21 protein-coding genes are annotated in these 22249 nt (G+C 43.2%); 13 read left to right on the top strand and 8 right to left on the bottom strand.

The features are described 5' to 3' along the window. Positions 1–105 precede the first annotated feature (105 nt). A complete protein-coding gene (trxA, locus tag GO620_RS08140; RefSeq protein WP_157524101.1) occupies positions 106–426 on the top strand; it encodes a thioredoxin in 321 nt (106 codons plus the stop codon). Positions 427–492: 66 nt separating this feature from the next. Further along, complete coding sequence (locus GO620_RS08135; RefSeq protein WP_157524099.1) at positions 493–1410, top strand: DUF58 domain-containing protein; 918 nt, start codon at positions 493–495, stop codon at positions 1408–1410. A 361-nt stretch (positions 1411–1771) separates the two neighbouring features. Here GO620_RS08135 and GO620_RS08130 read toward each other — a convergent pair whose 3' ends face one another. Both GO620_RS08130 and GO620_RS08125 read right to left on the bottom strand, forming a co-directional pair. Continuing rightward, positions 1772–3094, bottom strand: coding sequence for a sensor histidine kinase (locus tag GO620_RS08130; RefSeq protein WP_157524096.1), 1323 nt, complete (start codon positions 3092–3094; stop codon positions 1772–1774). Between the two features lie 5 nt (positions 3095–3099). Next, complete coding sequence (locus tag GO620_RS08125) at positions 3100–3777, bottom strand: response regulator transcription factor (protein ID WP_157524095.1); 678 nt, start codon at positions 3775–3777, stop codon at positions 3100–3102. Between the two features lie 145 nt (positions 3778–3922). On the opposite strand from GO620_RS08125, the gene GO620_RS08120 reads away from it, so the two are divergent. Next, on the top strand, positions 3923–5419 hold the full coding sequence (locus GO620_RS08120; RefSeq protein ID WP_157524093.1) for a glycoside hydrolase family 130 protein: 1497 nt from the start codon (positions 3923–3925) through the stop codon (positions 5417–5419). 78 nt (positions 5420–5497) lie between these two features. Here the strand turns inward: GO620_RS08120 and GO620_RS08115 are convergent, their stop codons facing one another. After that, positions 5498–6085, bottom strand: a complete 588-nt coding sequence (locus GO620_RS08115; RefSeq protein WP_157524091.1) for a DUF4142 domain-containing protein — start codon at positions 6083–6085, stop codon at positions 5498–5500. A gap of 207 nt (positions 6086–6292) precedes the next feature. Between GO620_RS08115 and GO620_RS08110 the strand changes: the two genes are divergently transcribed. After that, positions 6293–6490 carry a hypothetical protein gene (locus GO620_RS08110; RefSeq protein WP_157524089.1) on the top strand — a complete coding sequence of 66 codons (198 nt, stop codon included), beginning with the start codon at positions 6293–6295 and terminating at the stop codon, positions 6488–6490. Between the two features lie 130 nt (positions 6491–6620). Here GO620_RS08110 and GO620_RS08105 read toward each other — a convergent pair whose 3' ends face one another. Beyond that, positions 6621–7475 carry a DUF6438 domain-containing protein gene (locus tag GO620_RS08105; RefSeq protein WP_157524087.1) on the bottom strand — a complete coding sequence of 285 codons (855 nt, stop codon included), beginning with the start codon at positions 7473–7475 and terminating at the stop codon, positions 6621–6623. A gap of 157 nt (positions 7476–7632) precedes the next feature. On the opposite strand from GO620_RS08105, the gene mtaB reads away from it, so the two are divergent. From mtaB to GO620_RS08085, 4 genes are read left to right on the top strand one after another with little or no spacing between them, the layout of a single operon-like run. Further along, positions 7633–8952, top strand: a complete 1320-nt coding sequence (gene mtaB / locus GO620_RS08100; RefSeq protein WP_157524085.1) for a tRNA (N(6)-L-threonylcarbamoyladenosine(37)-C(2))-methylthiotransferase MtaB — start codon at positions 7633–7635, stop codon at positions 8950–8952. 28 nt (positions 8953–8980) lie between these two features. Then, a complete protein-coding gene (locus tag GO620_RS08095) occupies positions 8981–10150 on the top strand; it encodes a prolipoprotein diacylglyceryl transferase (protein ID WP_157524083.1) in 1170 nt (389 codons plus the stop codon). Next, a complete protein-coding gene (locus tag GO620_RS08090) occupies positions 10140–10619 on the top strand; it encodes a GtrA family protein (protein WP_157524081.1) in 480 nt (159 codons plus the stop codon). Before GO620_RS08095 ends, GO620_RS08090 begins: the two co-directional genes overlap by 11 nt. After that, entirely contained in the window at positions 10588–11376 is a 789-nt protein-coding gene (locus GO620_RS08085) for an inositol monophosphatase family protein (protein WP_157524079.1), read from the top strand. The genes GO620_RS08090 and GO620_RS08085 overlap by 32 nt, the downstream gene beginning before the upstream one ends. Positions 11377–11515: 139 nt before the next feature. Here the strand turns inward: GO620_RS08085 and GO620_RS08080 are convergent, their stop codons facing one another. From GO620_RS08080 to purB, 3 genes are all read right to left on the bottom strand, one after another. Next, entirely contained in the window at positions 11516–11899 is a 384-nt protein-coding gene (locus tag GO620_RS08080) for a VOC family protein (RefSeq protein WP_157524077.1), read from the bottom strand. A 132-nt stretch (positions 11900–12031) separates the two neighbouring features. Then, complete coding sequence (locus tag GO620_RS08075; protein WP_157524075.1) at positions 12032–12583, bottom strand: NifU family protein; 552 nt, start codon at positions 12581–12583, stop codon at positions 12032–12034. 178 nt (positions 12584–12761) lie between these two features. Then, the gene (gene purB, locus GO620_RS08070; RefSeq protein WP_157524074.1) at positions 12762–14105 is read right to left on the bottom strand and encodes an adenylosuccinate lyase; all 1344 of its coding nucleotides are present in this window, start codon (positions 14103–14105) and stop codon (positions 12762–12764) included. A gap of 217 nt (positions 14106–14322) precedes the next feature. Between purB and GO620_RS08065 the strand changes: the two genes are divergently transcribed. Genes GO620_RS08065 through GO620_RS08050 form a run of 4 tightly spaced genes read left to right on the top strand, consistent with a single transcriptional unit; the run spans position 14323 to position 20899 of the window. After that, the gene (locus GO620_RS08065; RefSeq protein WP_157524072.1) at positions 14323–14940 is read left to right on the top strand and encodes a TetR/AcrR family transcriptional regulator; all 618 of its coding nucleotides are present in this window, start codon (positions 14323–14325) and stop codon (positions 14938–14940) included. An 18-nt stretch (positions 14941–14958) separates the two neighbouring features. Then, positions 14959–16311 (top strand): TolC family protein, encoded by a 1353-nt coding sequence (locus GO620_RS08060; protein WP_244139481.1) that lies wholly within the window; start codon positions 14959–14961, stop codon positions 16309–16311. Between the two features lie 30 nt (positions 16312–16341). Continuing rightward, complete coding sequence (locus GO620_RS08055; protein ID WP_157524070.1) at positions 16342–17448, top strand: efflux RND transporter periplasmic adaptor subunit; 1107 nt, start codon at positions 16342–16344, stop codon at positions 17446–17448. A 22-nt stretch (positions 17449–17470) separates the two neighbouring features. Continuing rightward, positions 17471–20899: an efflux RND transporter permease subunit gene (locus GO620_RS08050; RefSeq protein WP_157524068.1), complete on the top strand. Its 3429-nt coding sequence runs from the start codon at positions 17471–17473 to the stop codon at positions 20897–20899. A 143-nt stretch (positions 20900–21042) separates the two neighbouring features. Here the strand turns inward: GO620_RS08050 and GO620_RS08045 are convergent, their stop codons facing one another. Continuing rightward, the gene (locus GO620_RS08045) at positions 21043–21594 is read right to left on the bottom strand and encodes a hypothetical protein (protein ID WP_198173526.1); all 552 of its coding nucleotides are present in this window, start codon (positions 21592–21594) and stop codon (positions 21043–21045) included. 136 nt (positions 21595–21730) lie between these two features. Here GO620_RS08045 and GO620_RS08040 point away from each other — a divergent pair, with 136 nt between their 5' ends. Continuing rightward, complete coding sequence (locus GO620_RS08040; protein ID WP_157524066.1) at positions 21731–22213, top strand: DUF4126 family protein; 483 nt, start codon at positions 21731–21733, stop codon at positions 22211–22213. The last annotated feature ends 36 nt before the right edge of the window (positions 22214–22249 follow it).

Here is a 22249-nt window from a genome sequence, read left to right as displayed (position 1 = left end):
ACTTTATCAGTAGTTTGTTAATTTATTTGTCAGATTGTCAGATATCCACTTGTGGCAAGCGTTTTGATTACTCTATATTTGTTGAACTTTAAATAAAAAAATATCATGGCTTTAGAAATTACAGACGCGAACTTCGATGAAGTTGTGTTAAAATCAGATAAACCGGTACTAGTAGATTTTTGGGCAGAGTGGTGTGGCCCTTGTCGTATGGTTGGCCCTGTTGTAGAAGAAATTGCAAAAGAATATGACGGCCAGGCAGTAGTAGGTAAAGTTGATGTAGATAGCAACCCCGGCATTTCTATGAAATACGGTATCCGCAACATCCCGGCTTTACTATTTTTCAAAAATGGCGAAATAGTAGATAAGCAAATCGGCGCTGTGCCTAAATCTGTACTTGCAGGCAAACTGCAAAGCCAGCTGGCATAAGCAATTAAAATAAATTGATATTAAAACGCTGTAACGTAAGTTACGGCGTTTTGTATTTTTAGGCAGATGGAACTCAGTGCAGAAAATCAGGTAAGGCAACTAGCTAACTTAGAATTATTAGCCAGGCAAGTGGTAGAAGGTTTTATAACCGGCCTGCATCAAAGCCCGTTTCATGGATTTTCTGTTGAGTTTGCCGAACATCGGCTTTATAACACAGGCGAGTCCGTCAAGAATATCGACTGGAAACTTTTTGCCCGCACAGACAAGTTGTTTGTAAAGCAATACGAAGAGGAGACCAACCTGCGCAGTTACCTTTTGCTGGATACCTCTTCTTCGATGAATTTTCCAGACCGTATTACCAATAAGCTGCAGTTTAGCATTTACGCCATAGCCTCGCTTATGTACTTGTTCAAAAGGCAACGCGACGCCTTTGGTTTAGGCCTTTTCGCGGATGATCTGCAGATGCTTAGCGCAGCCCGTTCAACCACACAGCACCTGTTTTACTTGTATGCCCAGTTAGAGAAAGCATACGAGTCGCCGCGGCTCAACGCGCAAACTAATATAACCGGTGTGATGCACCGCGTGGCCGAAGAGTTACATCAGCGCAGCATGGTCATCATTTTTAGCGATATGCTGGAGAATGCGATCAGCCCCGAAAAAATGAATGCTTTGTTCGCGGCTATACAGCATTTGAAATATAACAAACACGAGGTGATCATTTTTAATGTTGCCGATCATAAGCTGGAAGTAGGGTTTGACTTTGGTAACCGCCCGCACCGTTTTATAGATATGGAAAGCGGCGAAGAAGTGAAGATACATCCAAATAGAGTACGCGACAGTTATGTAAATTCTTTGAGCGAGTACAGGCGGCAGCTGGAACTCAAATGCGCGCAATATAAGATTGATATTGTTGACGCTGACATAAACGGCGGCTACTATGACGTTTTAAAAGCCTATCTTATAAAGCGCAACAAAATGATTTAAGATCGTTCTGGCCTTTTTTGAATTAGTAGCAAGAAAGGCTGTCCAGGTATACTGACGCTATTTTGTCATTGTCACATCCTGTGACAATATGTGACACTTTTCGCGCGAAAACCGCAAACCTGAAACACTGACACTATTGTGCATGATTGAAAATGAGGCGTTCGCAGCGCTGACAATCTATTGTCAGATACCAATAAGTCAGTATTATGGAGAAAGTGTCACATGTGACACTCGGGTAAACATATGGGTTTATATAAAAAAACTGCCCCGATAAAATCGGGGCAGCCGTCAAAATAGGGGTAACTCGAAACTAAAACTTTACGTCTCAAAGGTGAAAATCGAATATGAAGATTTTGTGAAGTTAGCTTTCGGCCTTAAACAGCAGGTTTATAGCTGTTCCCTTGTCTTTTGCGGAGTGGATAGTAATATCGATACCGTGGAAAATGGTGATACTTTTTACGATAGCTAAGCCCAATCCAAAGCTTTCGGGTTCACCCGTATCAAATTTCTCAAAACGGTTAAACGCGTTATCTATTTGCTGCTGGTTCATGCCAATGCCGCTATCGCTGATCACCAGGCTATATCTGCCATCAGCCCATCGATCTTTTACTTTAATTGTCCCGCTTTTATAATTGTATTTAATAGCGTTATTAAAAAGATTAAACAACATTGTATGTATAAGCGCGCGGTTACCGGTAATCTGCGAAGCATATTTCAAATCGTTTTGGAAGGTGATCTCTTTATCTTCTAAACGGTCCTCCAGTTCTTCGGCGGTCTCTGCTATCAGCTCCGCGATATTTACTTTGTCATTTTTGTTGAACTGATTGTTCTCAACCTGCGATATCAGTAACAGGCCGTTTATGATAGACTTTAAGCGGTTTAAAGTTTTCAGCGAAGCGAAGATCTTGTTCTCGGCATCTTCAGAAAGTGTTTCGTGCGAAAGCATATTCTCCAATCGCGAACTGATGATAGAGATCGGCGTGAGTAGCTCATGCGATACATTGGCTATGAATTGCTTTTCCAGCATAAACATGCCTGTTATCTTTTTCATCAGCGAACTAATGCTGTCATCAAGCAAACTAAAGTCATCAGTAGTAGTGGCAACTTTTTCGTAATCGAAATTAAGCGGGTCGTTTACGCGGATAAGCTTTTTATCTATAATGCGATAAAGCGGACTAAGCAGGTATTTAGTGAAAAACATGTCGCTTAAAAGCGATAAGGTAAGGGCCACGCCTAGTATAATCAACGTGTAGCCTTGTATAGTGCTTTTAAGGTCTTCTACAGCGTCGAGCGTATTGCCAACCTCTAATTGGTATGTTTTATTTTTATTATTGAACCTGCACCGTAAAATGCGATAGGTATCTGTTGTGCCTTCGATGGTGCGCTGCCCGGTGCTAAAAGTGTCGACTATTGCAGACGCGGGCATAGATGCGATTTGCTTTACCTGTATGTAATCATCTTTAAGAATATTATAATCGGCATAAAACTTTTGCTGTTCTAATACGCTAGACAAACCTGTCGAGCTCAATTCCCTGAAAAACTCACGCTTTTTATTTTGCAGCCGGACGGAGATATGATGGTAAGAAATCCTTTCGAGCGATAGATAGATAAGGATACCCGAGAATACGATCACAGCCACCTTGGTTAGGGTGTTGTAGAGCGTAAGTTTAATCTGCAGTTTCATGCAGCTTAGATGTTTACACGGTAACCAATACTACGTACGGTTTCAAACCAGTCTATAACGGCAAACTGAGAAAGCTTTTTCCGCAGGTTCTTTACGTGCACATCGACGAAGTTGGAGTCGGAATTGATCTCCAATACATCGCCCCAAACGTGCTCGGTTAAGTTAGTACGGGAGATCACCCTGTTCTTATTCAGTACCAAATAGTTCAATATTTCAAATTCCTTGCGGGTAAGGTTAATACGGTCATTACCATATTGCAAAGTGCGGTTTTGTATATTCATCCTGAAACCTTTGATATCTATCTCGTTGGTTTCCAGTTTATGCTTGCGACGAGTAATGGCGTGCATCCGTGCCAATAATTCATTTAAAGAAAATGGTTTAGGCAAGTAATCATCAGCACCGCCTTCTAAGCCCCGTATACGGTCATCAACCGCCGCACGGGCTGTCAATATGATCACGGCATCTTCACGGTCGCGCAGCCCCTTAAACGTTCTTAGCAGGTCAAAACCGTCACCGTCGGGCAAACCTAGGTCAAGCAGTATAAAATCGTAACTGTTTACAAATATCTTCTCTTCTGCAGAGCGGCTGGTGCGGGCATGTTCAACGGTGAAACCTTCGTGGGTAAGAAATTCATCCATCTCAAGGGCAAGGCTCCGCTCGTCTTCTACAATCAAAACGTTCATACGGCGCAAATTACAAAATTGTAAAACTTAAAACGGTGAACAAACGTGTATGTAATTATTAATACATTGGCACAGCAGAACAACTAAATCAAAAAAGCGCAATCAATTTGTGGCAACCGGTGTTACGTTGTCAGCTATTTAATTTATGAGACTATCCATAGAGCGTAAACCCGTAAGAGTAAATCCCGATCCCAAACGTGTTATAGCCCGCTTTTTCTTCAATGGCCATGACAGGGCCAAAGAAGTTATTCAAAGGGTAATGCAATTGAATGAAGATCAGGCTTTCGAAATCATATCCCCTTTACTGCAAGAGTACTCCAAAAGGCACCGTAACATTACCCGCGTGCTTAACAGGCATTGCAGCAAGCTAAAAAACCTTTTTACCGAACTGAATATCGACTACGACAGCCTGTCGACTTACTTAAGGCTATTAATCGGTTCATATTTTACTCACGAATATTCTATCGAGTCGGCTGCGTTCTTTAATCCGTCAATAGTAGATGACCCGGATCAGGGCGACCTGGAAGACGGTGAGCGCCGCGTGATCATTAGTTTCCGCGCGGTCGGTGAGGGACACATATCTTCTATCACTTTCCGCAGGGCGTTGATAGATAAATACAACAATATCACCGTTATCCCCGCCGGCGACTACATCGATGAGGCAGAAATTGTTCGTAATGCGGTTTACAACAAGAAGTTATTTTTTGAAAAGGCTGTAGTTACCCAAATAAACATCGATGTGCTTAACGAAATTGAAGGTAAGTTAGACCAGCATTTCGAATACGCCAACCTGCGCCGCATATTGATCGATTCACAGGCTGTGCAAAAAGATGATGTTAAAAAACTGGAGTATGACAAGATTCTCTGGCTGGCCGATTCATATTACGAGATAGTATTCTCGCTGGATACCGATATCTCTGACAGGGTAATATTTCCTATCTCTGAATATGAGCGTAAAGGCATTGAGGATGCACGCTTTGTAAAATTCTACCATGAAGATGGCAGCACTGTCTATTATGCAACCTATACAGCATATGACGGTGCGTTGATTATGCCAAAACTTTTGCAGACAAATGATTTTTACAACTTTAAGATAATGCCGCTTTACGGCGATGGTGCACAGAATAAAAACCTGGCGCTGTTTCCGAGAAAGATCAATGGCAAGTATGTGATGATATCTCGTATAGACGGGTGTAACAACTACATCATGTATTCGGATAAAATTAATATCTGGGAAAAACCGATAGAGTTGCAGCGGCCAAAGTTTGCCTGGGAATTTGTGCAGATCGGCAACTGCGGTTCGCCAATTGAAACCAAGGCCGGCTGGCTGATGATAACCCACGGGGTAGGGCCAATGCGCAAATATGTATTGAGTGTGAGCCTGCTCAAACTTGACGACCCGGCAGTAGAAATTGGCCGTTTACGAGAGCCCTTACTGGTGCCAAATGCTGAGGAACGTGAGGGTTATGTACCTAACGTAATTTACTCTTGCGGTGCCATTATCCACAATAATAAGTTGATCATACCTTACGGACTGTCAGACTATTCTACCTCTTTTGCTGAAGTAGAAGTTGACGCGTTGATCGACCGGCTTTTATCTGATGGCGCGATAAACAAAAAAGCCAACGACAAAACGATTTAATCTCTGTAGACAAGCGTAAAAACAAAAAAGCCTCCCGGAAATTCCGGGAGGTTTTTTGTTAGAGATAATGCTTAGCGCTTATTTCATGGTGTCATGGATCTTGTTGATCGCGTCTAAGTGCATTTTCACTATCGGCGCAGTTTTAGCAGCGAATGCTTTAAGGTCGGCGTCTTTACCATCTTTAGCTTCTGAGTTCATCAGGTCTAAAGTCTTTTTGTGGCCGTCTACCATTGCATCAACATACGCTTTGTCAAAGTCTTTACCAGACATTTTGCTTAAGTCATCCGCTTTCTTTTGGTGCTCCTCGTCAACGGTAGCAGGCAGGGTAATGTTTTTTGCTTTTGCTAAAGCCATCAGATCGGCATTTGCTTTACCATGGTCGTTCACCATCATGTTGGCAAAGCCTTTAACATCTGGATTGGTGCTTTTTGTTAAAGCTAATTTGCCTAAGGCAACTTCTGCCATGCCACCATTGGCCGCGTCTGTAGCAAATTTTGCGTCGCCCTGGTCAACAGCGATACCGCCTGTTGCTGCAACGTTAGTTGTAGTGTCTTTAGTTTTGTTTAAGCTGTCTGCTGTTTCCTTTGCATCTTTTTGGCCGTTGCTGCAACCCTGGAATGCCAAAGCTGATGCAGCCAGCATCAATGCGAAACTTAACTTTTTCATAGGATTATAATTTTAAGTGTTTTGTGTATCGCTATAACACATACTTAATCTTAAAAGTTTTAATCAACGTTTTTTACGATGGTACGCATGCTGCATATACTATTAAGTTACGTCTGTGAAGCAATGCTATTTAACTTTTTGTAAAACAATACGATAGGAGGGGTGTTGAACGGGTACAATCATAATTCACCAAGACAACAAGACACTATGAAAAACAACATGTTAAAATTTGCTATCGCAGCAGTGTTTGCAGGTAGCATCGCGGTAGGTTGCAGCTCTGAGAAAGCAGCAAGCTCTACTGATAGTACTAAAGTAGATTCAACAAAAATGATGAGCACACCGGCTCCTGCTGATTCTGTTAAGAAAGACAGCATGATGAAAACAGACACCACCAGGAAACCATAATACTTCTGAATTAATTAACAAAAAGCCACCTAATGGGTGGCTTTTTTTATTTGCTGGAATGTCGAAAATGGTATAAACTAATAGTTAATTAATATTGTTTATCAGCTTTTTATAACGCTCATATAAACTTTTAATTAGGTTGGCTCTTTATCCAATTAGTTGAGGATCTTAGTTCAAATAACATTGCATACAAAGCCCTTAAACCAAATGTGCCCAAGCCTCCATAATCTGAAATCTTTTTTACGCTTCCGTCGTTAAATTTTATCTCAAGGTTGTAAGTTTTATCGTCAGTCCAGTTTACTTGATAGTTTTCCTTCAAATCTCTTAGATGTATATAATCCATAAGTGACAAAATATCGCGAAGCTTCTTTTTGTGTAAATTGCCGGTAAAGTCACCATTTGTAGGATTATAGTATTGTGCTGAATATTCTGCAAATCCATTTTTTGATATTTTAAGCAGAAAGCTTGGACAAGTTCCGAAGCACATACCTGCATGGAATATTATTGTGTCGACATTGTACTCCACTTTTTTTGAATGATATTCAATGAAGTTAGAAAATTTGTAAATAAGGGTATCTACTTGGATATGTTCACTATAGCTTCCAAAAAGTTTGCCGGGCACTTTTGATTTGCCATAAAACATAACCATTAGCTTTTGGTCAACGATAATTGGTTTAGCAAATTGGCAATTCTCGAAAACTTCTTTGGACAGCCTTATAAGCTTATAGCCACTATTGCCGTTATCAATTGCGACGAAAACTTCAATTTTATACCACAATGGCATTGCCAACAGGTCTGTTTTACCGTCTCCATTCAAATCGCATTTACTCCAGCTTTTTAAGTTCAGTACGGTAGCAGTTTCGGGACATCCTAGTTGTTTACGAAATGCACTATCTGTCAAAAATTTAAGCCCGGGGCTGTATTTCGTGGTAAAGCTACCATCTAACCTATTTAAAAAATTGATAACATCTTGCGGAGTTTTCAAACTATCGATAGTATTAGAAAATGCTGATTCCGATATAAAAAGATAGGACAGAATTATTAGTAGTCTTCTCATTTAAATATAAAGTATTAGTATCTTAAAGTTAACCCTTTGCAGACAAAACCAATAAGTCAAATGCGTATATTTGCACCCTTGTAAAATGAACAAAAAGGTAGCGTTATATACTTTGGGCTGTAAGCTTAACTATTCGGAATCGTCCGGGATAGGGAGGCTGTTCAACAATGCCGGTTACCAAACCGTCGGCTTTGCAGAAACGCCTGATGTTTTTGTGATCAATACCTGTTCTGTTACAGAAAACGCCGACAAGAAGTGCAAAAAAATCGTTAAAGAAGCACTTAAGATCTCGCCGCAGGCTTACATAGTGGTAATAGGTTGTTATGCGCAACTTAAGCCCGTTGAGATAGCCGAAATTCCCGGTGTAGATATGGTATTAGGCGCTGCCGAAAAGTTCCAGATCGTAGACCACATTACCGACCTGACCAAGCAGCCGAAAGCTTTGGTTTATAATCAGCCGGTATCAGAAGCCAATCAGTTTGTATCATCATATTCATTTGGCGACCGTACCCGCACTTTCTTAAAAGTACAGGATGGCTGCGATTACTCGTGCTCATTTTGCACCATCCCGCTTGCGCGTGGCAATAGCCGCAGCGATACCATAGCAAACGTTATCGAACAGGCCAAAGTCATCGCGGCTTCCGGTGTACGCGAAATCGTTTTGACCGGCGTTAACCTGGGTGATTTTGGCCTGCAGAATGGTGAGCGCGTAAATAGGTTTATCGACCTCGTAAAGGCGCTTGACGAAGTTGAAGGCATCGACCGCTACCGCATTTCTTCGATCGAGCCTAACTTGCTTACCGATGAGATCATAGACTTTGTCGCATCATCAAAAAGGTTTGTTCCGCATTTTCATATCCCGCTGCAATCTGGCTCAGATAAGATCTTAGGGTTGATGCGCCGCCGTTACAAACGCGAGTTATATGCAAGCCGCGTAGCGAAGATCAAGCAAGTAATGCCGCATTGCTGTATAGGTGTTGATGTGATCGTTGGTTTCCCGGGTGAAACACGCGAAGATTTTATCGATACCTACAATTTCCTGAACAGGCTGGATATTTCCTACCTGCACGTCTTTACTTATTCTGAGCGTGACAACACGCCTGCAGCAGAAATGACCGGGAGCATACCGGGATCTACCCGTGCCGAGCGAAGCAAAATGCTGCATATTCTGTCTGACAAAAAACGCCGCGCGTTTTACGAATCGCAAGTAGGTATTGAAGACGAAGTATTGTTTGAAGGCGATGTAAAGGATGGTTACATGCATGGTTTTACCCGCAATTATGTAAAGGTAAAAACCAAGTATGATCCAATTTTGGTGAATGAATTGCGTAACGTAAAACTTACCCAAATTGCTGCCGACGGCGACGTTGAAATTGCCGAGGCCGAGGAAATATTGGTGCATTAGCCTTATATTCGCCTCAAAATTCTGCCTGATGTTCCCAACCCTTTCAGACCTGATCAGATACTTTACAGGCCTAAACATCCCATTACCTTTTCAAACTTTTGGATTCTTTGTAGCCTTGGCTTTCATTGCTGCATATTGGGCGTTTACAGAAGAGTTTAAACGTAAAGAGCGCCTGGGATATATCCATCCGTTTGAGAAAACAATCACTATCGGCCAGAAGGTTAGCTATGCCGAATTGCTTACTAATGCCATATTTGGTTTTATAGCAGGTTATAAATTGATAGATGCTATTTTAAACTACCGCGACTTGGTAAACAGCCCACAAGACTTTATCCTTTCTACCCGTGGCAATCTTATTGGCGGTATAATACTTTGCGCAGGGTTCGTTTATTGGGCCTGGCGCGATGCCAAAAAGAATGAATTAGCCGAGCCAATAACCAAACGTGTTATGGTCCATCCATATGAATTGATGGGTACTATATTGGTTTGGGCTGCGATATGCGGTTTTGCCGGAGCTAAGCTTTTTAATGCCCTTGAGAATTGGGACGAGTTTATGCACGATCCTGTGGGTATGCTGATTGGTTTTAGCGGTTTAACCTTCTACGGCGGTTTAATTTGCGGAGGAGCTGCCGTACTTTACATTGCCAACAAACACGGGGTAAAGCCGCTTACCATGCTTGATATTGGGGGGCCGGGTATGATGCTTTCTTACGCTATAGGACGCATAGGTTGCCAGATGAGCGGCGACGGCGACTGGGGCATCCCGAACCTAAACCCCAAACCGCAATGGCTTAGCTGGGCACCAGACTGGATGTGGTCTTTCAAATTTCCGCATAACGTAAACCAGGTTGATTTTAACAACCCGATCGCAAATTGCGTGGGTAAGTATTGCAATGAACTGCGCCTGCCGGTTTACCCAACCTCTTTTTATGAGTGCGTAGTTTGCCTGCTGCTGTTCTTCTTTTTGTGGAGCATCCGCGACCGCATTAAAAGCCCGGGCATGTTCTTCGGGATTTATTTGATCCTTAACGGCATAGAACGTTTCTTTATCGAGTTGATTCGCGTAAACACGCGTTATCATATCGGCAGCTTGTCTTTCACCCAGGCAGAAATGATATCCCTTATTTTGGTACTGGCGGGCGTTGCATTATGTGTAAACGCCAGGAGAAATAAATATATACCACAAGGTGCCGCCTAAAGGAATATGGCAGGCTATTTTGGGCAACCAGATGCTAAGATTTGTTCTTTCGGCCGGTATTGGTTTTATAGTCGATATCAGCACTTTTAACATCCTCTATTATTTAGTGTTTAAAAATAATACGCAGGCGGTAATGGGGTTCCGCATAAATTACGGCGTATCATTTTGTATATCGTACGTGCTGGGTGTGGTAGTTAACTTTCTGATTACGCGCTACCTTGTATTTTCCGAATCTAAACTACCCCCGGCACAGCAGTTCATCAGGTTTTTGAGTGTGGCTTGCATAGGTTTTTTTGCCAACCTGTTTATCTTAAAAATTATGGTGATGTACCTGCACTTCCCGCCACCTGTGGCGCGGCCTGCAGCTGCATTAAGCCTGTTCCTTGCCAGTTTCTTTATTCATAAACTATTCTCATTCAACTTAACGCTAAGGCACCATGCTCGAAACAATAACACAAAAGGTAATTGAAGTTGCTAAGCAAGCCGGCGCCTTTATCAGGGATGAGCGCACTAATTTCGACCCTGATAAAATTGAATATAAAGGCCTTAATGATCTGGTGTCTTACGTAGATAAGGGCGCGGAACAAATGATTGTAGATAGCCTATCTAAAATATTACCTGGGGCCGGTTTTATAACAGAAGAAAAAACCAGCAGCCGTATTGGCGAAAGATATAATTGGATAATAGATCCTTTGGACGGTACCACAAATTTCATTCATGGCTTGCCTGTGTTCTCGGTCTCAATCGCTTTAAAAGAATACGATGAATTGGTTCTGGGGGTGGTTTACGAAATAAATCAGGACGAATGTTTTTACGCCTGGAAAGATGCACCTGCCTATCTGAACGGTAGGGAAATACGTGTAAGTAACAAGCCAACTATTGGGGATAGTCTTTTGGCTACAGGCTTCCCTTATTATGACTTTGAAAAGCAGCCGCAATACATAGAACTGTTTACCCACCTTATGCGCAATTGCCACGGCTTGCGACGCTTAGGTTCTGCGGCTGTCGACTTGTGCTACACCGCCTGTGGCCGCTTTGAAGGCTACTACGAATACAATTTAAAACCCTGGGATATTGCTGCCGGAATAGTTATCGTTCGCCAGGCCGGCGGCACGGTGGTAGATTTTAAGGGCACTGCCGACGTTTTAGCTACCTGCGATGTGGCCGCGAGTAATGGTTTGATATCAGAGGAATTGCTGACTGAAATACGAAAATATTTTGGGTAGTTTTTAATTCCCCTCTTGAGAGGGGTTAGGGGTGTGTCTTTATACGAGAACTTACCTCAGCCACCACAGTTCCCACCGCACATCCTCCCCGGTGGAATTAAAACTGATCAATTATGTCAGCCTGATCCTGTTGAATGGACTACTGTAATTTCTTAAATATTTCCCACCTGTGGCCGAAAGGATCTTCAATGCAGCCCAAACGGTATCCATAGCTTTGATCAGCAACAGGGTAAACTTCCTGTGCTCCTGATGCTACCGCCTGCGCGGCAACACCATCCGGGTCATCAACTTCTAGACCCATGCGTATTGTTGTGCCGCTTAAACTTTCCGGACTGTAGTTGCCATAATCAGGGGCCTCATCAGCCACAATAAAATGAACTTCGTCTATTGCCAGTTCAGCAACTATGTTGCCTTCCGGGTCAGCTACCATCATTATTTCAAAAGCATTGAAAGCTTTTTTGTAAAAGTCTACTGCTTCTTTACCTCGGCGGACGGACAGAGTTGGTAATAATCTGGTTGACATAACTTATTGACTTGCATGTAAATATATGCATTTCAGAATGCCGCGATCGGAATGTACTTACATAAAAAAGCGCCCCTATAGAGCGCTTAGTATCTATCAGTGTAATTTCACCAAATCGGTGGAATCATCAAATTACATAGCCTCAGAAACTACTTCCTGTACTTCGGGAACCATGCGTTTTAACAGGTTTTCAATACCGGCTTTAAGGGTAATGGTCGACGATGGGCAGCCGCTGCATGAACCGCGAAGTTCAACAGTAACCACGCCTTCTTCAAAAGATTTATAGGCAATAGCGCCGCCATCCTGCTCAACAGCCGGGCGAACGTAATCATGCAAGATCTGCTGGATCTTTACTTCAGCGTCTGTACCTTCGAAAGTCACGTCAGATTCAACTTCTTCCGCTTTAACTTTTAACTCCGATTCCACCGCGCCTTTAACAAACTCTTTCAGTATAGGCTCTATATCGTCCCATTCACTGCCTTCCGTTTTGGTCACAGTAACAAAGTTGCTGGCGAAAAAGACACCGTTTACAAAAGAGAACTTGTACAATTCTTTGGCGAAAGAAGCATGCTCTGCAGACTCTTTGGTGGGATAGTCCTGGCTGCCGTTTATCAGCAATTTATTGACAATGAATTTCATTGTTGCCGGGTTCGGCGTGCTCTCGGTATATACGTTGATGTTCATTATGTTAAGATTAATTTTCTGGAGACCGTCATGCCGAACTTGTTTCGGCATCTCACTTGCAATTCAAACTGTTCTGAGAGATCCTGAAACAAGTGCAGGATAACAATAACCCCTAAGCAAAGTTAGCTATCTAATTCATCTGGCAATAAAGCCAGGCTTGTTTTGACCCGTTAATGACTTACACCCCTGTATAGTTCTGTGGCGTCATACACTTTAACTCCCCGCGTGTCTCTTCGCTTACGTCCAAGGTATCAACAAAAGCGGCAATGGTAGCAGCATTTATCTGGCTATTGGTACGGGTAAGGTCTTTTAAGGCCTCGTACGGATTAGGGTAGCCATCGCGGCGAAGGATGGTTTGTATAGCTTCGGCAACTACTGCCCAGTTATCTTCCAGATCGGTGTTAATGGCGGCCTCGTTCAAGAGCAATTTGTTTAAACCCCTAATTGTAGATTTAATCGCGATGAGCGTATGGGCAACCGGCACGCCAATATTGCGAAGTACGGTAGAATCAGTAAGGTCGCGCTGCAAACGTGATACCGGCAACTTCGCGGCCAGGTGTTCAAACAAAGCATTGGCGATCCCAACATTCCCCTCGCTGTTTTCAAAGTCAATGGGATTAACCTTATGCGGCATTGCTGATGAACCAATTTCTCCCGCTTTGATTTTCTGTTTAAAGTAATTCATGGAGATATAGGTCCACATATCACGGTCAAGGTCGAGGATGATATTGTTGATGCGTTTCAGCGCATCGCATTTGGCGGCAAAGTTGTCGTAGTGTTCAATCTGAGTAGTATGCTGCGAGCGGCTTAAACCTAAAGTGTCATTTACAAAGGTGTTTCCAAAAGCTATCCAATCATGCTTTGGATAGGCCACTTTATGGGCGTTAAAGTTGCCCGTAGCCCCGCCAAATTTAGCAGAGAAAGGAATTGCATCAAGCAGTTCGAGCTGCTTTTCAATCCGCTCAACAAACACCAGTATCTCTTTTCCCAGGCGGGTAGGTGATGCCGGCTGACCGTGTGTATGTGCCAGCATAGGGATATTAGCCCAGTCTGAGGCGTAGGTTTTAAGCACCTCAACCAGCTCATTTATAGAAGGGTAGTAGACATTATTTAAAGCCTCCTTAAAACTTAATGGTATCGCGGTGTTATTTATGTCCTGAGAGGTAAGCCCGAAATGTATAAACTCTTTGTGCGATGACAAGCCCAACTCGTCGAACTTTTGCTTTAAGAAATACTCAACCGCCTTGACATCATGGTTGGTTGTTTTTTCGATGTCTTTGATGGATTGCGCATCTTCCTCCCTAAACGTTTTATAAATGCCCTGTAACTTTTCTGTTATCACGCTATCTAAAGGCTGAAGCTGCGGCAGCCCATATTGGGACAGCGCGATGAAATATTCAACCTCTACCAATACGCGGTACTTAATGAGGGCAAACTCAGAAAAATAAGCAGCTAGTTCTTTAGTAGTATTTCTATAGCGGCCATCAATAGGCGAGATGGCAGACAGAGCAGTAAGGTGCATGGTTATACGTTTGCACAAAGATAATAATTAGCTTTTGGCGTAAACGATAAAGTTCATGTCGCAATTATCCCCTGTAAATGTCTTAAGCACACGCCGTTTACTAAAGTTTCTTAAGCAAAATTTGCAATGTTCATTTGTTAAGTCAAGAATGTCTGGAAATTGTAATAAACGATGGAAACTTTTTAATCAAAAAATGTTTCCATAGTTTTGCGTCGAAATGAGTCAGTTCGAAAGAATATTAAACGGAGCATTAGACCTGTTTTTAACAGCGGGGATAAAAAGCGTTACGATGGATGATATTGCCCGCCATTTGGGAATGTCGAAAAAGACCATCTATCAGCATTTTGCCGATAAGAATGAGCTGGTAACAGCTTTGGTGAAGATGCGGATGCAGCAAGATGAGACCGAGATGGACAAGATGATGAACGAGGCAGATAATGTTATCGCGCAGTTATCAGAATGGATGCGCTGTTCAGAAGAGATGCTGTCACGGATGAACCCCATTCTTATGCATGATCTGCAGAAATATCATCCGGAAGGCTGGGCCATTATTCAAAAGTTTAAATGGGAGTCTATAGTTCAGCGATTAGAAGAACTGATGCTTAAAGGAATAGAGGAAGGTTATATACGCCCCGAAATTGATGTACGGGTCATTGCGCGCATGCGCATCCTGCAGGTAGAATCGGGTTTTAATCAGCAAAATTTCCCCGCACCTCAATTCAATGTTGTAAAAGTACAGCAGCAGTTTGTGGAGCATTTCAATTACGGTATAGTAACGCTTGAAGGGTACCAGCTCCTCAATGAGTATCAAAATAAATTAAAGAAAACAGCATAAAACCATCACTATCTTGATATGAATAAATTGTTTCTAACATTAATTGTAACAGGTTCGCTTATTACGCGGGTAATGGCGCAGACCCCGCCGCCTGCGGCGCCTACGCACAGTTTTACCCTTGCCGATTGTATCGCCTATGCGTTACAGCACCAGGACACTGTGATAAACGCTAACCTTGACATCAAAAGCGCGCAATACAGGGTGAAAGAGGTTACAGGTCAGGGCTTGCCGCAGTTGACTGCCTCGGCCAGTTTATTAGACTATCTTAAAATTCCTACTACCTTATTACCCGGCGAATTTTTCGGCGCGCCCGGAACCTTCATCCCGGTTAAATTTGGGGTAAAGTACCAGTCTAACTTTGGGGTTGATGCCAGCCAGTTATTGTTCGATGGTACATTCTTTATAGGCTTAAAGGCATCTAAGACTTATCAGGAGTTGTCCCAAAAAAGCCTTACGCGTTCAAAGATCCAGGCAAACGTAAATGTTACCAAGGCATATTACTCTGTTTTGGTTAACGATGAGCGGGTAAAACTGCTTGATGCGAACATCAAACAACTGAAGACACAACTCGACCAAACCACAGCGCAAAACAAGCAAGGCTTTGTAGAGAAAATCGATGTAGATCGTACAACTGTTCAATACAATACTTTGGTTTCTAACAGAGAGAATGCATTACGATTATTAGCAGTAGGCTATCAAATGTTAAAATTTCAAATGGGTATGCCTATCCAGGAGAATCTGATCTTGTTAGATAAACTTGAAGATGTTAAACTGGACGAAACCGCCGCTGCACAAACTACGGACACCACCCTCTATAAAAACCGAATTGAGTATAGTTTATTGGAAACCCAATACAGGCTTAACCAATTGGACGTTAAGCGTAACCAGGCTAACTATTTTCCTAAGCTTTCGGCGATAGGCAACTTTACATCTGCTTACCAAGACAACGCGTTCGGTAATTTGTACGCCAACCAGTTCCCGTCAAGCTATATCGGCTTACGTTTAAGCTGGCAGGTTTTCACGGGATTCCAGCATAAATACCAGGTAGCACAATCTAAGATCACCGTTCAGAAAACGCAAAATGACATGGAAAACGCTAAGAATGGTTTCGCATTACAGGCAGAGTACGCAAGGATCAATTATATAAACGGTTTGCAAACACTTAACAGCCAGCGCCGCAACCGTGATTTAGCACAAGAGGTATTGCGCGTATCGAAGATCAAATATCAGCAAGGCGTAGGGTCGAGCATCGAGGTAACCCAGGCAGAAACTGCCTTGGTTGACGCCGACGATAAATACATACAAGGTTTGTACGATGCCCTGGTAAATAAAGTAGAACTTGACCGCACTTACGGCCGCATTCAATATTAAACTAAACAATCACACACTCAAATAAGCACCATGAAAAAGATTTTATATACCACATTGGCTGTAGTTGCACTGGCAGCTTGCAACAAGCCCAAAGACGCTAAAACAGAGCTTGCCGATCTTAAAAAACAACAAGCAGACCTGACAACCAAGATCACTGCATTAGAAGCTAAAACCGGCGCAGGCCAGGACTCTTCTAAAGTGACAGAGGTGAATGTTTATGATATTAAACCCGGCACCTTCACAAATTACGTAGAGTTGCAAGGTAAGATAGACGCGCAGGACAATGTTACGGCTTATCCGCAATCGCCTGGTACTATTACAGCCATTTATGTAAAAGTTGGCCAGCATGTGTCGCGCGGACAGGTAATGGTTCAATTAGATGATAATGTTTTAAGGCAAAACATTGCCCAATCTCAGGCTCAGTTGCAACTGAACAACACTTTATACCAGCGTCAGAAAAACCTGTGGGACCAAAAAATAGGTACCGAAGTGCAGTTTCTTCAGGCTAAAACTACTTTAGAGGCCAGCCAAAAAGCTTTAGCTTCTTTAAGACAACAAGCGGCGATGTACACCATCAAATCGCCTATCAGTGGTACGGTTGACCAGATGGACCTTAAACTTGGCCAGGTTGCGCAGCCGGGGCAAACAGGCATCCGCGTAGTAAACGCAGACCAATTAAAAGTTAAGGTTGACGTTCCCGAATCATACTCAGGAAGCGTAGGCACCGGCAACAGCGTAAAGGTTGTGGTTCCTGATGCTAATGATTCACTAGTAACTAAAGTGACTTTCGCTGCTAAAGCCATCGATCCAACATCAAGAAGCTTTGCTGCCGAAATTAAATTACCTGCACGTGCTTCTCTTCGTCCTAATATGACAGCCATTATCAAAATAGCAGATTACAACAAGACAAACGCTATTGTTGTACCGGTAAAAGCTATCCAAAAGTCTGAGGGCGGCGATTATGTATTTGTGAACCAAAATGGTGTTGCTAAACGCAAAAACGTAAAAGTTGGCGCAAGTTATGGTGGCAAGTCAGAAATCGTTTCCGGCCTTTCAGCGGGCGATCAATTGGTGACAGATGGCGCGTCTGACATTGAAGACGGCGATAGAATAAAGGTTGCACAAGCGGCTAACTAAACCAAAATCTTATCATAAGAGCATGAAAGACGTTAAAAAAGAATTCGGCCCATCAAGTTGGGCCATAGATAATAAGACAGCTATTTACGTACTGGTGTTCCTGATCACCGTATTGGGGATCATCAGCTACAATACGCTGCCTAAAGAAAACTTCCCTGACATTGCCCAGTCGAAGGTTTTCGTAACCACAACTTTTGCAGGCCAATCGCCACAAAATATTGAGAATCTGGTAACCAGGCAGATAGAGAAGCAACTAAAGTCGCTTAAGGGATTAAAGAAGGTTACCTCAAACTCTGTACAGAACGTATCTATTATTACGGCAGAGTTTCAGGCTAACGTAGATATTAAAGACGCTAAGGTTGATGTAAAAGACGCGGTGGATAAAGCAAAACAAGATTTGCCGCAGAATGACAATAATCTTAAGGAGTCTGTGATATCAGACATCAATGTGGCCGACTTGCCTATCCTTTACATCAATATTTCCGGCGATTATGACCTGAAGAAGCTAAAGGAATATGCAGACCTGTTGAAAGACGAGATAGAAAGTTACAAAGAGATCTCTAAAGTTGATGAGGTAGGCGCGCTGACACCGGAAATTCAAGTAAATGTCGATCTGAATAAAATGGCCGCGGCGCAAGTAACCTTTAACGACATTATTCAGGCTATAGGTAATGAGAACATTCTTACCTCTGCGGGTACAGTAAAGACCGATGGTGTGCGCAGGAGCATAGACATTAAACAGGATTTTAAGAGCGCTGATGAAGTGTCCCGCATGGCTTTGCGTAATCCAAAAGGTCAGGCCATCTACCTGCGCGATATTGCCGAAATTAAAGACTCATTCTTAGAGCAGGAAAGTTATGCGCGTTTAAAAACGCCGGAAAATCCTAATTTCAAGAATGTTATCACGCTAAACGTTAGTAAACGTACAGGAGAGAATCTGATCGAAGCTTCTGACAAGATCAACGCGTTGATCAAGAACAAGCAGAAAACGGTTTTTCCTAAAGGTTTGAATATCACGGTGACAGGCGATCAGTCAGACAAAACCCGCACTACCCTTAATGACCTGATCAACACCATAGTTATAGGTTTCATCTTGGTAACGGTGATCCTGATGTTCTTTATGGGAACTACCAACGCGGTATTCGTAGCACTGTCGGTACCACTGTCGTGTTTCATCGCGTTCCTGGTAATGCCTGTTATTGGTTTCACACTTAATATGATCGTGTTATTCTCATTCCTGCTCGCATTAGGTATCGTTGTGGATGATGCTATTGTGGTAATAGAGAATACACACCGGATATTTGACAACGGCCGCGTACCGATCAAAGAGGCTGCTAAAATGGCTGCTGGTGAGGTGTTCTTACCGGTATTCTCGGGAACGATGACAACCTTGGCACCATTTATTCCTTTGGCTTTCTGGAATAGCCTGATAGGTCACTTCATGTTCTTCCTGCCGATCACGCTGATCATAACCTTGTTAGCGTCTTTAGTGGTGGCTTACATTATGAACCCGGTTTTCGCGGTTGATTTTATGAAACCGCATATTGCCGGTGAGCATGATAATCCAAAGTTTGATAAAAAGACTGCCAAGGTTGTGGGCATTATGACTGTGTTAGCGGCCTTAAGCTATATCATGTTCTTTGCCGGTAAATGGACCATGGGCATGGGTAACTTCCTTGTACTGGCCATCCTGCTTTATCTGCTTAACCACTTTGTTTTGCTGCGGGCTATAGATACTTTCCAAACCAAAGCCTGGCCAAAATTCAGGGACTGGTATGCAAGAATATTAGAAAAAGCCGTGCACAGGCCTGTTACTGTACTGTTTGGTACGCTGGGTCTGTTCATCGTAGCCTTGATAATTAACAGTGTATTAGGTAAAACCCCGGTGTTCTTCCCTTCGGGCGACCCCAATTTTGCCTATGTATATATTACTATGCCAATTGGTACAGACCAGGCAACTACAAATGAGGTAACCAAGAAAATTGAGAAGCGCGTAGCCGAAGTAGTTGAACCTGACAAGGACATTGTATCGTCGGTAATATCAAACGTTACAAAAGGCGTTTCTGATCCAACCGATGAAGATCAAGGCGATTACGAAAATAAAGGTAAGGTAACCGTTGCCTTTGTTGAATTTGGCAAACGTGAAGGCAAAGACACTAAGAAGGTCTTAGAGCGTATCCGTGGTGCCGTCCAAGGTTTACCGGGTGTTAAGATCTCTGTACAACAGGAAAACAGCGGCCCGCCGGTACAAAAGGATATCAGTATTGAGATCATTGGTGATAACCTTGACTCTTTGGTAGCCACAGGTAACCGTTTAAAGAGCTACCTGGCTAAACAGAATATCGCCGGTATAGAAAACCTGGTTGCCGATGTGCAAAATGACAAACCCGAAATTGTATTTGATGTCGACCGTGAGCGTGCAAACCGCGAAGGTATAACTACAGCGCAGGTTAGCCAGGCACTTGGTGCAGCGGTATTCGGCGCTAAAGCAGGTGACTTCCGTAATACCAAAGAAGATGATTACCAGATCAAGGTGCGTGCGCTGGAGTCGCAGCGTGGCAACATCGACCAGTTGCGTAATATGAAGATCACTTACCGCGACCTTGCTACAGGCGGGGCCATTAGGCAGGTGCCAATTTCAGCCTTCACCAATGTTGATTATACCAACACTTACAGCAACATTAAACGCAAGCAGCAACGCAGGGTGTTGACATTGGGATCAAGCGTTGTGAAACCATATAACCCGAATGATGTGAACGCTACCATCTTTAAAGCGATACAAAACTTTAAGAAAGATGATAGTATCATCATCCGTCAGGGTGGTGGTCAGGAAGATCAAATGGAAGCCGTTACCTTTTTGGGCGGTGCTTTGGCAACTTCATTCGGTTTGATCCTGATCATTTTGATGATACAGTTTAACTCGATAGGTAAAACGCTGATCATTATCAGTGAGATCTTCTTCAGTATCATTGGTGTATTACTGGGCGTAAGCTTAACCGGTATGACCATGGCTATTGTGATGACAGGTGTTGGTATTATTGCGTTGGCTGGTGTCGTCGTCCGGAATGGTATCCTGCTTGTAGAATTTACGGATATACTGATGGAAGAAGGCATGAACCTCCACGATGCAGTTGTAGAGGCAGGCCACACCCGTATGACGCCAGTATTGCTAACAGCTACTGCGGCGATATTAGGCTTGGTGCCGCTGGCAGTAGGTTTCAATATCGACTTTGTAGAGATGTTCACGCATTTTGCGCCGCATATTCACTTTGGTGGCGATAACGTAGCATTCTGGGGGCCTTTAGCCTGGACGATGATCTTCGGTCTTGGTTTCGCTACCATCATTACGCTGATCCTGGTCCCATGTATGTACATCATCCGTGTAAATATCAAGAACTACTTTAAGAAGAAACCCGTACAAACCGAAGAGCCAAAATTAGTGACCGAGTAATAGTTTAGTTTATATAATGTGAAACGCCGCCCCGGATTTCCGGAGCGGCGTTTTTTGTTTTTTACAATTCGACAATTTCATCATTGCAATCCGGGATTGCTTCGTCACGTTGTTGCTCGCAATGGTGATGAAAGTGGCTGATTTTAAAACCTCTTCTTGATATTGCTTATGACCCCCCTGTCTTTCAGCTGCGTAAGTAATTTATTGAGTTTACGTTCGTGGCGGCCGCCTGCATCCAGGGCGTCATAAGCTAAACCTGTAGCCAGCGCGTAAACCGCGTGATGAAAACCGTCAATTGCTACCGCTTGCGGTTCTTCTTCAGTTACCGGCGGGGCTACTTTAAGTTTTGGCAGCATCACCATAGATGCCCCCCAAACCAAGCCAAAGTGAAGTGCAGTAGCCTTCCAGCCTTTTAGACCGGTAAGGCCGATCAGTCCGCGTGAAATACCCAGGGCGGTGCCGTAAGTCCAGTGTATTTCATTATTTACTTTTTCTTTTTCATCTTCGTTAACCGGCTTTACGTCAACAACTTTTGACACCGCTTTAGACGGCGCATCGCTGGGTTCGCGTTTGGTAATATTCATCTCGATCATTTGAGATAGTGTCATGGCGGCGGTACCCGCTAAGCCTGCTAATAAACCTTTACCTATGGCGCTTCCTAGTTCGCCAAGTATATTCTCCTCTTTTAATCTCATAATAAAGTGTTTAGAAGGTCAACAACCATACTTAATTATTGATTTAACATTTTACCGATAGAGCTAAAATGTTTGCGGGTACAGGCAAACATAACCCTGTATAACGCAGTTTAGATTCAGGATAATTCAATAAGATATGTCAAAGAAAATGAAGGAGCCGTTTTGGCAAGCAGTTGGTGTGGGAGCATTAGCGGGTATGCGTACTTTTTCTGCACCGGCTGTCACCAGTCATATTCTTAGTCACCATCATAGCAGGAACATCGGCAGATCGGGCTTAAAATTTATGCAAAACGACAAAGTATCCGTCGCTTTAAAGGTGCTCGCTTTGAGTGAATTTGTTGGCGATAAGATGCCATCTGCCCCAAACCGGATACAACCTGCCGGACTGATAGGCCGTGTTGCCGCCGGGATGGTGGCCGGTGCCAGTATCTACAAAGCCGCAGGCAATAAACCTTTAAGAGGGGTTATTATTGGCGGTGTAAGTGCATTGGCATCTACATATGCGAGTTTTTACATCCGTAAGCAAACGGTTAAACAAACAAGAATTTTAGACCCGGTTATCGGACTTATTGAAGACGCCTTGGTTGTGAGCGGCGGAGCGGGATTAGCCGCTGCGTAAGACAGACCTTGATTAAAAAAAGCTTAGGATTAGGCT

The sequence above is a fragment of the Mucilaginibacter ginkgonis genome, from assembly GCF_009754905.2.
In the GTDB taxonomy this organism is placed as follows: Bacteria; Bacteroidota; Bacteroidia; order Sphingobacteriales; family Sphingobacteriaceae; genus Mucilaginibacter; species Mucilaginibacter ginkgonis.
This window is presented reverse-complemented; position numbering and strand designations above follow the sequence as displayed.